Origin of the sequence: Streptomyces sp. R21, from assembly GCF_041051975.1 — a bacterium.
Taxonomy (GTDB): domain Bacteria; phylum Actinomycetota; class Actinomycetes; order Streptomycetales; family Streptomycetaceae; genus Streptomyces.
This window is the reverse complement of sequence record NZ_CP163435.1, coordinates 325,441-337,846: the sequence shown is the minus strand read 5'-3', so window position 1 is coordinate 337,846 and position 12,406 is coordinate 325,441. Positions and strand designations below refer to the sequence as shown.

Here is a 12,406-nt window from a genome sequence, read left to right as displayed (position 1 = left end):
CCGACGCGAGCCCCTCACTCCACGCGAGCCCATCACCAAGATCGGCAACTTCGAGGCCAGAGTCCGGAGCACCGCCCGAGCCCCGGCCGTCCACCACACCTGTATCACCTGCTCCCAGCCACCGGGCCGTCGAGCCGTCGCCCCGACCGGAGCCCACCAGGGGAACCTCCCGAACCTGCGACATCAGTGATCTCAAGGCCCCCGAGGAACATGAGGCCGGCCGATTCTCCGCCGAGGCATGGAACATGAAGGGGAGCCGCCTCGAACTGCATGACCTCGTCTTCGGCGGCGTGGTGACCGTGGACACGGCCGCCGGGCCCAAGCGGGTGCTCAAGTTCTCCGCGGGGAGCGTCACGATCCGTGACCTGAAGATGGCGGTGCCCGTCGGCCCGCAGATCCAGCACATCGACGGGGCGCCCGGCTCGACGTCCACGCTGCGAGGCGACGGCATCACCATGTACGTCGAAAGCCTGACGGGCACCCTCTCCGGAGTCGAAGGCGTTCCCGTACCGCCCGTCCTCCGCCTGCACCTCACCCCGGACACCATTCCGGAGTGGCTCTACGACACGGTCGGGAAGCTCAACCTGAAGCTCCAACTCGGCCTGGACGACGCCGACATTGACCAGGCCGGACAGACAGGCGGAAAACTCTCCATCCCGGGGATCCACGGGTACGGAACGCCACGCTGAAGCCAGCCACAAGCAGCTTTAGGTGGTCGCGGCTATGGGTGATGACACCTGACCTGACTGCACGCCGAGCCTAAACGATGCACAGTTTGCTCATCGGCGACACCAGTCCAGGAGTTTGCAGGCGCGGCTCGAGGCGACGTCGCCTCGAAGACACGGGAGAGGCAATGCAGCCAGGGGAGATGGAACGAGTCGATCTGGGTGAGGTGCCGTATGAGGTGGCGCAGGCCGACATGGCCGGTTGGGTAGCCGAGCGAAAGCAGGGGCGTACTGGAGATCGGCTGTTTCTGCTCACCCACCCTCCCGTGATCACTTACACGGCGCGAACACCGGCCGACCAACTGCCAGAACCGGCTTCACCGATCAGCCTGGTCGAAGTCGACCGGGGAGGTCACGCCACCTATCACGGGCCAGGGCAGCTGATCGGGTATCTCGTGCTGAACGTACGCGAGCTAGGACCGCGCGGCTTGATACGACGGATCGAACACGCCCTGATCCGTGCGCTGGGATCACTTGGGTTCGACGCGATACGCCGGGACACACCCCGAGGCGCCGAGAGCCTGGTCGGCGTGTGGACCCCCGGACACCGCAAAATCGCCTCAATCGGGATGCGCATCAGCGGCGGCGTCACCAGCCACGGATTCGCGCTCAACATAGACCCGGACCTCGACGTCTACACCACGTTCACGGCCTGCGCCCTGCCCGGTGTCCGGATGACCTCGTTGGCTCAACTCGCTGCCGAACTCGGCCGGCCCATGCCCACAGAGGCGCAGGTGAGGGATGCCGTAGCCGACGCCGTAGCAGCCGAGCTGGCGCGAACGCGCACACCCTTCTGAGCCGGGGCAGGCGCTTGCGCGGTGGCCGCCGCTCACCTTCCAGTCCCCGCCTCCCGGTAGACCGTCGGCCATCGGCCGAACCGGCCCGGCATTTCCCGCCATTGACTGCTGGTGCGGAACCGCCAGATTCCCCCTCGAACTGCTCACGCAGCCGTTCAGGGTACGGACCGTGCTCGCCCATCGGCAGGAACGGCTCGATCAACTGCTACTGCCTGTCGGTGTCGATCGAGCGGGTAGAGCACGGTTCGGCTTCATCCGGGCCCAGGCGGATCGAGGCCATCATCTGGAGCTGGCAGGTCGCCGGGAGCCGGTAACGGCGACTGCTGGGCGGGGCCGCCCCGATGGCCGTGTTCGGCGAGACGGACCTGGTGGACTTGCGTGACCTGAAGCGAGCCGCTCCACTCGCGGCTCGAAGTCACCCGATGGCAGGGCTGGCGGCGCGGCACGCGGCTTCCTGGCGCTGCTCGGGATATGGGCCAGCGCCTCGACTTGGAATTTGTAAACTGATCGGTTTACGATGAGCTTGAAACCGACCGGTTTTATCAGTCGGAGTCCCGGCGGGGTGCTGCATCTCCGGTTCCGCGTCGACGGCCGTGTGTGCCGAGATTGAACGTTCCGAGGGTCGCCGGACCGCAATGAAGCTGTCCGCCCTTCTCCGGATATGAGTGTGTTGTCCGAGACCGGAGTAAGTCATGAGTGGGATTCACCCGTTCCGCGTCCTGCGTGCGAAACCCCTGTGGATCGCCAACGGCGTCATCACAGGCGTTCTCGCGCTGCTGTTCACCGTGTTCTACGTCGGGGCCAACATCGATCCCGTCGATCACATGAAGAATCTGCCCGTCGGACTGGTCAACGCCGACAAGGGGTCCGCTCTCGGCGGCAAGCAGGTCAACCTCGGGGCTGGGATCACCGAGTCGATCAAGAAGTCCACCGCGAGCGGGGACAAGATCGACTGGAAGGTAATGGGCGAGAAGGAGATGAAGAAGGAACTCGGCAAGGGCAAGCTGTACGGCGCGCTCGTCGTCCCCGCCGACTTCACCTCCGCCACCACCGCACTCACCAGCGCCGCGACCACCGGGACCCCGACCCGTCCGACACTGGCGGTGCTGACCAACCAGTCCGCCGGCAGCGTGGGCTCCAGTCTGGCCCGGACTGCGACGACGCAGGCGGCCGAAAGCGCCTCGCTCCAGGTGGGCAAGGAGCTCACGTCCCAGGGCGGAACGGGGGAGGCGAAGCTGCCCGCCGCGGCACGCGTCCTGCTCGCCGACCCGGCCGCCGTCACCGTCGAGGACGGCCATCCCCTCGACTCGCACAGCGGCCTGGGCCTGACGGCGTTCTACTACGCCCTCGTCCTCGTGGTCTGCGGCATGCTCTCCGCCAACGTCATCAGCGGCCAGGTGGACCACGCCCTCGGCTACACCCACAACGACATGGGCCCGCTGCGCCTGCATCGCCCGCTCATCCGGGCGACCCGGGTGCAGACCCTCGCCATCAGCAGCACTCTCATGGCCGGGCTGTCCCTGCTGATGGGGAGCCTGGTCATGGCGGGCGCGGTCGGCCTCATGGGAATGCACGCCGCCCATCTGCCACTGCTGTGGCTCTATTCGGTGTGCGCCATCGCGGTCTCCGGGATCGGTGCGCTGACCCTGCTCGCCGTCTTCGGCACGCCCGGCATGCTGGTGGTCACGCTGGTCTTCATCGGGATGGCGGTGCCGACGGCCAACGCCACCACGCCGCTTCAGGCGCTGCCCGGCTTCTACCGCTTCCTGGCGGAGTTCGAACCGCTGCGGCAGATCACAGGCGGCATCCGCTCGATCCTCTACTACGACGCCCAGGCCGACGCCGGCCTGACCCGGGGCTGGGTCATGATGGCCGTCGGCCTCGTGGCAGCCGCCCTCTTCGGCTTCGGCATGACCAGCTGGTACGACCGCAAGGGGCTGCACCGCATCCCTGCCGAGACGGAGCCCGAGAAGGCCGCTGCCCCGGCGTAGCGGAGGCGGCTCACCCAAGACGGGGCCGTTACTCGGAGTGGCCCCGGTGTGCGTCGCCCCCTGTGGGGACGAGAGGCGCGTGCACCATCAGGGCTCGGCGACGGTCTCTCCCGAGATCGTCGCCGAGCCTCTGAGCGGCCTTCAGGCCGCCGCGCGGCGGCGGGGCGTCTCCCCAACACCCCACGGAAACCGATCGGTTTCTTTTTTGTCCGATTCGAGTTAACCTCGCGGTATGACCACCAAAGTGAAGCAGAGCCCCCGGGAGCGGCTGCTGGAGGCGGCAGCCACGCTCACCTACCGCGACGGCGTCGGCATCGGCGTCGAGGCGCTGTGCAAGGCGGCGGGGGTGTCGAAGCGCTCCATGTACCAGCTGTTCGAGAGCAAGGATGAACTGCTGGCGGCGAGCCTGGAGGAGCGTGCCGCCGCCTTCGGGGCGAGCCTCCTGCCCCCGGCGGATGATGACCGTTCCCCCCGCGAGCGGATCCTGTACGTCTTCGAGCGGGTGGAGTCGCAGGCGGGTGCGCCCGACTTCCAAGGCTGCCGGTACCTGGCTGTGCAGGTCGAGCTCAAGGACCAGACCCACCCCGCGAGCCGGGTGGCCCACCAGATCAAAGCGAACCTGACGGCCTTTTTCCGTTCCGAGGCCGAACAGGGTGGGGCGAGCAACCCCGACCTGCTGGCCCGGCAGCTCATCCTGGTCTTCGACGGCGCCAGCGCCCGCGCGGGAATCCGGGCCGACAACCTGACGGGGCTCGTCGCACCCACCGTGGTCACCCTGCTCGACGCGGCAGACATGCGCTGACGCGCCCCGGGTTCGACCAGGCTCGGTGACCGAAGCTCTCTTTGGGGTTGATGCCAGTCTCCGGCAGCCGGAGCAGCGCCCACGGCCTCACGCCCCTGCCTCCCGGTGATCGGAGGAAAGCCCGATGGCCGTCAGCGTGTTGCCGAGCATGCCGCAGGCAAAGAAGCTTGTGGTCTCGCGGACGTCGGCACCCAACGCCAGGTGCACGGTTTCCCGCAGTCTCATCCAGCCGGCCCGGACGAGCTCGCCCGTCTGGTCATCGCCCTCCGCCTCAGCGGCCGCGACCGCGGCGTATCCCTGCATCTGCATCAGGAGCGTTTCGGGGCGCGTCGAGATCAGCCGCGCGTACGCGTCCGTCATGGCACGCAGGGTCTGCTCGCCGCCCTCCGCCCCGCCCTCCGCCCGCTCGAAAGCCAGGCGGGTGTATTCCACACTCCGCACCAACGCGGCGACGAAGATCGCCTTCTTGCCCGGGAAGAGCCGGAAGAGGTACGGCTGCGTGACGCCGACGCGTTTGGCAGTCGCCTCGGTGGAGGTCCCGTTTCGATCCTGTAAGAAGCAGGAGATCCGCACGGCGGACATGGACGACTCGATCTCGCACCGGGTGATCCTCAGCACTACGTCCGTCGAGCCGCCACGTCGTGCGATTGATCGTCACCCACCGGCCTCATCCGTTCCCTCCCAACGCACCGGCGGCCGGGTCTCCTTTGCGTTGGGCGTGGCGCTCGGTGCCCGGCGCGGTGTCGCGTCGGCGGCGGAGGCGACACAAGGCGGGATCAGGAGCCGGATCATCCCGTGACTCTGCTACATGGGCTCCAGCTCATGCAGGGTGCGTGACCCGTCTGTGCGGGGCCGTGCGTCGCCCCCCGCGGACTGGGCGTACGGCACGCCACTCCGCTGAACTCCGCCTGAGGTCCAGCCAGGCCACGTCGATCACTGGCGGCGGGCTCGCGGCTTCGCCGGCCTGCGCCTGGCGAGTACGGACTTCGTCGATGGACACGAGGCCAGCCAGCCCCCTGAAGCCTGAGCGCCGTCCGACTCCATCTCGACCCCGCGTGCCGTAGTCACCCGGTGCTCAACCGACTTGCATGACGAAACCGATCGGTTTACGGTGATGGAAACCGATCGGTTTTCATCTTCGTGGAGGTAGTCATGACAACAATCAAGGGCGCCAGCGTCTTCGTCACCGGAGGCAGCCGTGGCATCGGCAAGATGCTGGTCGAGGAGCTCTATGCGCGCGGGGCCGGCAAGGTCTACGCCACGGCCCGTGACCCGCGCACGGTGACTCACCCCGATGCCGTTCCGCTGGCGCTCGAGGCCACTGACCCGGCATCTGTGGCGGCGGCCGCCGAGCAGGCCCAGGACGTCACCATTCTGATCAATAACGCCGGGGCCTCCGTCCGCGCTTCGTACCTCAACTCCCCGATGGAGGACGTGCGTCGGGATCTGGAGACCAACTTCTACGGGCCGCTGCTGGTCACCCGGGCCTTCGTGCCGGTCATCGAGCGCAACGGCGGGGGCCACATCCTCAACGCCCACTCCGCTCTGTCCTGGCTGGCCGACGGCACGCCCTACGGCGCCTCCAAGGCCGCTCTGTGGTCGCAGACCAACTCCCTGCGCCTGGAGTTGCAGCCGCGCGGCATCGCGGTGACCGGGCTCCACATGGCCTACGTGGACACCGACATGACGTCGGGTGTCGACGCGCCCAAGGCCGACCCCCGCGACATCGCCGTGGCCGCACTCGACGGCATCGAGGCGGGAGCGCACGAGGTGCTGGCAGACGACACCACCCGCTGGGTCAAGTCCCAGCTGTCTGCCGACCTGGAAGCCATGTACGCCCAACTGAAGAAGTGACACCACCCGCGCTTTCCAAGGAGCCCCGTGTGGACAGCTCGCCCACGCACCGCTTCGTCGATGTGAACCGGGTCCGGCAGCACATCGCCGAACAGGGGCAGGGCCGCTGATCCTGCTGCCGCACGGCTGGCCGGAGAGCTGGTGCTCCTGGCGTTACCAGTTCGGGGCGCTGGCGGCGGCCGGGTACCGGGTCGTCGCCCCCGGCCGGCGCGGCTACGCCGGGAGTTACCCGCTCTCCCGGCTGGTCTGAGAGGGCGTTTTCTCCCGATGTTTCATCCCGATGCACGGCTTTTGATGAGGTATTAGAGCCCTCGCCAGGTCGGGGTGGATTCTCTGGTGAGTCGGCGGGCCATCAGGGCGATCATCGCAAGGTAGATCATGGCGGCAGAGCGAGCCGGGAGGGCTTCGTAGTCGCGGGCCAGGCGGCGGTGATGCATGAGCCAGCCGGTTGGGTCGGCCGCGCGGCGAGGTGTCTGCCGGAGCAGGTCCTGTTCCGCGCGGCCTCCCGCCGAACCGGACATGACGGTTTCCCGGTCATCCGGCTCTCCCGTGATTACGGCGTGAGTGATCTGGCCGTCTGCGCTTCATGGATGCGGTCATGGCAGGCGTTGCAGGCGTGGAGCCCCGGCTGCGCCACCGGCTGGTCGGGGCCGTGTTCAACGCGGGGCGTAGGGCGGAGGCTGCGGTGGCTGGTAGGGCGGTGGGGGAGGAGGCGGTGGCGGTGGCTCGTCATGGAGGAGCGGGATCGGGTCGTGCATGTGCCAGATGCCGGGAAGATCCAGCTTGCCTTGTCGTTGCGCCAACACGATCCGCCGGAGGGCGAGACGCGCCTCCAGTGCGCAATGCCCGCTGCGTATGGAGACCAGGTGGGCGTTGCGGACGATGGCGACGAGCCCGCCGATCCGGAAGATCAGGATGAGTCTCACGTCAAGGGTGCCGATCCTGGCGCCGTCGAGGAACACGTCGACATAGGGGCTGTGGCTGGAGGTGACCTGGTGAGTGGCGAGGGCGACCACTTCCTCGCTGCCCGGCGCGGCGCGGGTGCGGCGTGCGGCGGCCTTGAGGGCGGGGTGCTTTCGCCATCCGATCGCTGTCACGTCGAAGAATTCCAGACCGAGGAAGGAATCGATGGCACTCGCCAGTTGGTGCTCGACAGCTCGATCCGCCGCGGCCGGCAGGGGACGTGTTCCGTCGAGGAGTGTTCGGGCCGTCCCGCCGTCGTGGAGCGGGCCGAGGAGCGTCTCGGCGGCGTCGGGGCCCTCGTGACCGAGCAGGAAGGCGCGGACCGTCAGGGGCTCGGGCCACTGTGTCGTGGTCATGGCTTCACCCTCCTTCGAGGCTCTGGTCACCTGGATCCATGTGGGGTTCGAGCCGAACCGTGCGGTTGACCGATCCGCTGTCGTGCTGCTCGCGCAGGTCGGCTGTCCCGGGCGGGATGCGCAGCGACGTTCGGATGTGGTTGCGTACCCAGCGCGGTCCGCGCTGCCGGTGGTTGATCAGGGGGATCAGTGCTCCCAGGAGCAGCAGTGCCCCGAACAGGGAAGGTCCGACCACCCATCCGACGGGCGTCGAGGTGTCTCCGCCGTGGGTTCCGCCGCCGGTGGTTCCCGCGTTGGTACCACCGGTGTTCCCGCCTCCGGTCCCGCCGGTGTCTCCGCCATTGGTCCCGCCGCTGTCATTGGTGCCGCCTGTGTTATTGCCTCCGGTGTCGGTTCCGTTCGTCGTCGTGTCGGTCACGGAAAATGTGGTGTCGGCGTAGATGGTGCTCGGGTCGTTGCATGTTGCAGTCACCGTGTGGGTGCCTGCTGTGGCGGTGGAACCGACGTCGATTTCGACATCGAAGCCGCCTGTTTCGGGATCGATGTCTTTCGTGGAGACGGAGGTGTCGTCGACGGAGACATCGACCGAGCCGGGTGTGTCGTCCGTGTAGCAGTCGTCGAATCCGGAGCCATCGACGCTTATCGTCGTGCCGGGCTCGGCTTCAGAGGGGTCCACCGTGATGGTGGGAGCGGGTGGGGGTGTCGTTCCGTGTCCGTCCCCAGGTGGGGGTGTGGTTGGTCCGCTTCCGTCCCCGCTGTCAGTCGAGGTGACCGTGAACGGCGCCTTGCCGCTGACCCCGTTGTCGCAGACCGCCGTCACCGTATGAGAGCCCGCGTCTGCCTTCGCCGGCACGTCGAATTCGGCATCGGCCTGGGTTTCTGTGGAGAATCCGCCGACGTTGCCACCGTCCCAGTAGATGTCGGTGACTATGTGTGTGCCGAGTTTGGTGGAGGTGCAGCCTGCGAAGGTGACCTGAACAGTGGTCCCCGGAGGCCCTGTGGAGGGGCTGAGAGCAATGGACAGCTCTCCGGTCGCCCTCGGCGCCGAGAACGCCGTCGGAGCCCACCCGATCGCGATGCTCACAAGCACGGCGGTCAGCATTCGGCAGACGAATCCGGCGGCAGACGACATGAGCGGTGGGACAAGGAGGATCGACCAAGGAGGGTGCATTGCGACGCGGGGGTGAAGGGCGACGCGTGCCCCTTGGCCTCATCAGGTTTTCGCCCTCTCACGCCATTCTCCTACGCCGCGCCGGGCTTCGCTCGTCGTCGCGGTGGGGAGAGGTGCAGCGCTTGTGAGAGGGCGTTCTCTCTCCATGTTTCATCCCGATACACGGCTTTTGATGAGGTATTAGAGCCCTCGCCAGGTCGGCGTGGATTCTCCGGTGAGTCGGCGGGCCATCAGGGCGATCATCGCAAGGTAGATCATGGCGGCAGAGCGAGCCGGGAGGGCTTCGTAGTCGCGGGCCAGGCGGCGGTGATGCATGAGCCAGCCGAGTGTTCTCTCGACCGCCCACCTGTGTGGTTGCACGGTGAAGCCGCGGGTGCTCGGATCGCGGCGCACGATTTCAAGGTCAGGGCGGAGGTCCAGGGCCTCATCGCCGACCAGTGCACCGGCCTCGACGGCGTCCACTGCGACATCGCGATGGTCAAGACCCCGGACGGGCACAGCCGGCTGGAGCTGGCGAAGTACCGCAGCCCCGCGGTGATCAGCGCCGGGCCGCGCAACCGGCCGCACAACATTCTGGGCACGCACCGCGTCATGTTCGCCGTCGACGACCTCGAGGACACCGTTGCCCGCCTGCGCCCTCACGGCGCCGAACTCGTCGGCGAGATCGCCCGGTTCGAGGACAGCTACCTGCTCTGCTACCTCCGCGGCCCGGCGGGCATCATCGTCGGACTGGCCCAGCAACTGGCCTGAACGGCCGCGCCGAACCAGGCGTGGGGTGACTGCGGGCGTACACGCGTACAGGGAACGTCTACGCGGCCCGCGGCCGCGCGGTGTGAACGGGCTACCTGGCGTGCGGCGGATGCGGTATGAAGCAGCCCACCGGCACCTGGGGCGCAGGTCACCGCCAGGCGGTCGTCGCGGGCGGGGAGGGTGCGTCATGCCGAACGAACTCGTCTTCTATGCGCAGCAAGAAGTCACGTCACCAGAAGGCGACTTCCTGGGCCAGGTGCGAGCCGCGCCGTACGAGCGATTACGCGTACTCGCCTACTGCCCGTATGACGCCGTCGGCAACGTCGTACTGTCGCTCAGCCATCTGGAGGGAGAGGGCGTCCCCGGGTTGTTGGACCGCATTACGCTGGTGGCCGGGTCGACCGTGAACCAGGTGTATGAGGTTCCGGGAGTCGTGCTCGGTCTCAGTGCTCTCGCGACTGCCGACGCGCCGACGAGCGTCACGGTCTGGATCTGGGGCTATCGGAGCGAGGCCGGTGTCCCGCCGGTCGTCGAGACGTCGTCTCCACCGCAGCAGCAGGAAGCGGAACTGGTGGTACGCGCCGTGCTCGACGACGGAGCGGGCGGCGCCGGGCCGTCGGCCGGGGCGGGCGTCCTCATCCGCCTCGACGGCGTCGATGCCGGCGCCACGGGCGCCGACGGATCCCTGACCCTGTCCCCACCGGTCGCGCAGCATCTGATCACGGCGGTGATCCCGTCCATGGCGGCCGGTGAGCAGCTGGTCACCGTCGAGCCCGGCACCACGGCCGAGGTGACCGTCGTCCTGTTCTCGGGGGAGATCATCGAGCCGGTCGACCTCGCGTTGGCCGAGCTGGTCAACGGCGCCCTCCCTCTCGACACTCCCACGGTCACGCTGAGGTTTCTCCGCGCAGGACTGATGGTGCCGATCACCTCGCTCTACGAGGTCGAACTACGCTTCGGCGCCTCGCAGACGGAGGATCTGACCAGCCTCTTCAGCGCCACCCCGGAAGGCGCTGTCGCGGCGGTGGACGCCGCGGCGATGATCGCTGAGGTCGTCGGTCTCCCCAGCGAGAGCCGCTTGCGGGTGAGCGCCGCGGATCAGCAAGGGTTCAGCTACGAGGGCACTGTCGTGTTCGTCCCTGGTGTGTACCACGTCCAGATCCAACTGGAGGCTCCGCCGTCGCAACCGCAACTGCCGGTGAGCGGCGTGGAGATCAAGGTGCGGTCCAGCAACGGTGCGCCGGCCCTGTGCATCTCGGACGCCCTCGGGGCCTGCGAGTTGAGCGATGTTCCGGGAAACATGCTGGAAGTGGAGGCGACCGTCGAGTACGCGGGCCTGACGTACGTCGCGCAGGCTCTTGTCGCCGTGGACCAGGATCTGCGGCTGCTGGTCCGGCTCCTCGGCCTCGTGGACCTGGCGAACGGGGTCGTTCTCTGGGAGGTCGGTCCCGCGACCACCGTCTCGGCCCGGCGCCCCGCAACGTCTGCGCACGATGAGCCGCAGGGACGGAGGGAAGCGGAAGGGGGCCGGCCGGACTCGTCCCTCGTGAAGATCCTCACGGACGGAGCAAGTGCCGCCACTGCCACCGCGACGGTGAACGTGGCCGGCGGTGCAAAGAACGCGCCCATCACCAGCATCGACACACTCCAGGTGCCGCAGGGCACCAAGGCCGTCGTCCTGCGCTATCTGGTCTCCACCGCCGAGTACCCGGACTGGGTCATGCAGCAGAGTCGCTACAACGACACCTGGGGCGTGCAGGTCCGGGACACGAACGGAGCGATGCTGTTCTCGATGAGCCGGACCGTCAACTCCCAGTTGTACGGGGCGCCTTCGTGGACACCGTTCGGGGACACCGGAGTCATTCAGGAGAAGATCGACACCACGGCTCTGGCGGCGACCGCGGACATCAGCCTGTCGGTCATGGCCACGACCACCAACATCGGTGACGCGGCTCTGCCCACCGACGTCGTCGCCGTACTCGGCGCCGAGCCCACCATCACGATCAATCGCGTCACACGCGATGTGGTCACACCGACGGTCGGCGCCTCCGACCGCTACAGCGTGCCACCCGCTGGAGAAAGCAATACGTTCCAACGCTCCTTCGACCTCGAATTCAGCAAGCCCGACGAGGTCGAGATCACGAAGGTCACGGCGGAACTGGTGTCCCAGGCAGGGGCAGTGCTGCAGACGGTGGTCAACGACGAGGCGCCCGGCACCCCGCGCGTGCAGCAGATCGACGAGACCACCATGCGCGTCGTGGTGACCTTCGACGGCGGCACGTCCACAGTGCCGTCCACACCGCCTCCGGCCGACCGAATCCACTACCGGTTCACCCTGACAGGCCGAACGGACCCGAGCACCGAGGTGAAATCCGAGCCGAAGGACTCGCCGGAGTCCTTCGCGCTGTGGCACATGCCCGGCGGATTCGCCCGCTACGGTGCTCGCGACCCGGGCGGCGACACGTGGGCAGCGGAGAGCACGTACACCTGGCTGGACACTCACCGTGCTCTGATCACTGCCATCGATGACATCTCGGGGGAACACGCACGGAACATCGGGCACCAGGAACACGACCGGGGCACACAGGTCGACATGTTCCACGTCTACACATTCCCCGGCGGCGGGGTGAGCGGGCTCATCAACTACATGCAGCTGCAGGCACACGTCGAACGCGCCCTCGCCGGCGACCTCCAGGCGCGGACCCACGTCAATACCTGGGCTTCCGTCACCCGGACCCGCTTCGACAGCCTGATCGCCGAGGTCTCAGTCCAGCGGATCTACTACGCCATCGGCAGCGACGCCACGACGCCCGGCAGCCCCGCCCTCACCCAGGGCTGGGCCCGGGCTCTGCTCACCACAGGCTCCTACACGAATCCCGGCAATCTCACCCTCGCGCTCCCCGCCGGTGCGTGGGGGAACGCGGGCAGCGCCAAGCTCCGCTTCAACGCCATCCACAATTCGCACATCCACCTGGATCTGTAGTCGGCGGCGCTTTC

10 protein-coding genes and 4 pseudogenes are annotated in these 12,406 nt (G+C 67.7%); 8 read left to right on the top strand and 6 right to left on the bottom strand.

Features of this window, described 5'->3' with window-relative positions:
- Nucleotides 1–245 precede the first annotated feature (245 nt).
- Together AB5J56_RS01590 and lipB are read left to right on the top strand one after the other, a co-directional pair.
- Nucleotides 246–689, top strand: coding sequence for a hypothetical protein (locus AB5J56_RS01590; RefSeq protein WP_369229245.1), 444 nt, complete (start codon nucleotides 246–248; stop codon nucleotides 687–689).
- 179 nt (nucleotides 690–868) lie between these two features.
- Nucleotides 869–1,522, top strand: coding sequence for a lipoyl(octanoyl) transferase LipB (lipB, locus tag AB5J56_RS01585; RefSeq protein WP_369229244.1), 654 nt, complete (start codon nucleotides 869–871; stop codon nucleotides 1,520–1,522).
- 56 nt (nucleotides 1,523–1,578) lie between these two features.
- Here the strand turns inward: lipB and AB5J56_RS01580 are convergent.
- Nucleotides 1,579–1,703 (bottom strand): annotated as a pseudogene (locus AB5J56_RS01580) (transposase); the annotation flags it as partial.
- Between the two features lie 511 nt (nucleotides 1,704–2,214).
- On the opposite strand from AB5J56_RS01580, the gene AB5J56_RS01575 reads away from it, so the two are divergent.
- Complete coding sequence (locus AB5J56_RS01575; RefSeq protein ID WP_369229242.1) at nucleotides 2,215–3,513, top strand: SNG1 family protein; 1,299 nt, start codon at nucleotides 2,215–2,217, stop codon at nucleotides 3,511–3,513.
- A 232-nt stretch (nucleotides 3,514–3,745) separates the two neighbouring features.
- The gene (locus tag AB5J56_RS01570) at nucleotides 3,746–4,315 is read left to right on the top strand and encodes a TetR/AcrR family transcriptional regulator (RefSeq protein ID WP_369229240.1); all 570 of its coding nucleotides are present in this window, start codon (nucleotides 3,746–3,748) and stop codon (nucleotides 4,313–4,315) included.
- 87 nt (nucleotides 4,316–4,402) lie between these two features.
- On the opposite strand, the gene AB5J56_RS01565 is transcribed toward AB5J56_RS01570, so the two are convergent.
- Nucleotides 4,403–4,897, bottom strand: a complete 495-nt coding sequence (locus AB5J56_RS01565) for a TetR/AcrR family transcriptional regulator (RefSeq protein ID WP_369229238.1) — start codon at nucleotides 4,895–4,897, stop codon at nucleotides 4,403–4,405.
- Nucleotides 4,898–5,467: 570 nt separating this feature from the next.
- Between AB5J56_RS01565 and AB5J56_RS01560 the strand changes: the two genes are divergently transcribed.
- Nucleotides 5,468–6,169, top strand: coding sequence for an SDR family oxidoreductase (locus tag AB5J56_RS01560; protein ID WP_369229236.1), 702 nt, complete (start codon nucleotides 5,468–5,470; stop codon nucleotides 6,167–6,169).
- 29 nt (nucleotides 6,170–6,198) lie between these two features.
- A pseudogene (locus AB5J56_RS01555) lies at nucleotides 6,199–6,395 on the top strand (alpha/beta fold hydrolase); the annotation flags it as partial.
- Nucleotides 6,396–6,471: 76 nt separating this feature from the next.
- On the opposite strand, the pseudogene AB5J56_RS01550 reads toward AB5J56_RS01555, so the two are convergent.
- The 4 genes and pseudogenes from AB5J56_RS01550 to AB5J56_RS01535 all read right to left on the bottom strand — a co-directional run.
- Nucleotides 6,472–6,615 (bottom strand): annotated as a pseudogene (locus tag AB5J56_RS01550) (IS5/IS1182 family transposase); the annotation flags it as partial.
- Nucleotides 6,616–6,825: 210 nt separating this feature from the next.
- Entirely contained in the window at nucleotides 6,826–7,488 is a 663-nt protein-coding gene (locus AB5J56_RS01545; protein WP_369229234.1) for a hypothetical protein, read from the bottom strand.
- Nucleotides 7,489–7,492: 4 nt separating this feature from the next.
- Nucleotides 7,493–8,590, bottom strand: a complete 1,098-nt coding sequence (locus AB5J56_RS01540; protein WP_369229232.1) for a hypothetical protein — start codon at nucleotides 8,588–8,590, stop codon at nucleotides 7,493–7,495.
- Nucleotides 8,591–8,839: 249 nt separating this feature from the next.
- A pseudogene (locus AB5J56_RS01535) lies at nucleotides 8,840–9,064 on the bottom strand (transposase); the annotation flags it as partial.
- Between AB5J56_RS01535 and AB5J56_RS01530 the strand changes: the two are divergent.
- Together AB5J56_RS01530 and AB5J56_RS01525 are read left to right on the top strand one after the other, a co-directional pair.
- Nucleotides 9,014–9,409: a VOC family protein gene (locus tag AB5J56_RS01530; RefSeq protein WP_369229231.1), complete on the top strand. Its 396-nt coding sequence runs from the start codon at nucleotides 9,014–9,016 to the stop codon at nucleotides 9,407–9,409. The pseudogene AB5J56_RS01535 and the gene AB5J56_RS01530 overlap by 51 nt on opposite strands.
- Before the next feature lie 187 nt (nucleotides 9,410–9,596).
- A complete protein-coding gene (locus AB5J56_RS01525) occupies nucleotides 9,597–12,392 on the top strand; it encodes a hypothetical protein (protein ID WP_369229229.1) in 2,796 nt (931 codons plus the stop codon).
- The last annotated feature ends 14 nt before the right edge of the window (nucleotides 12,393–12,406 follow it).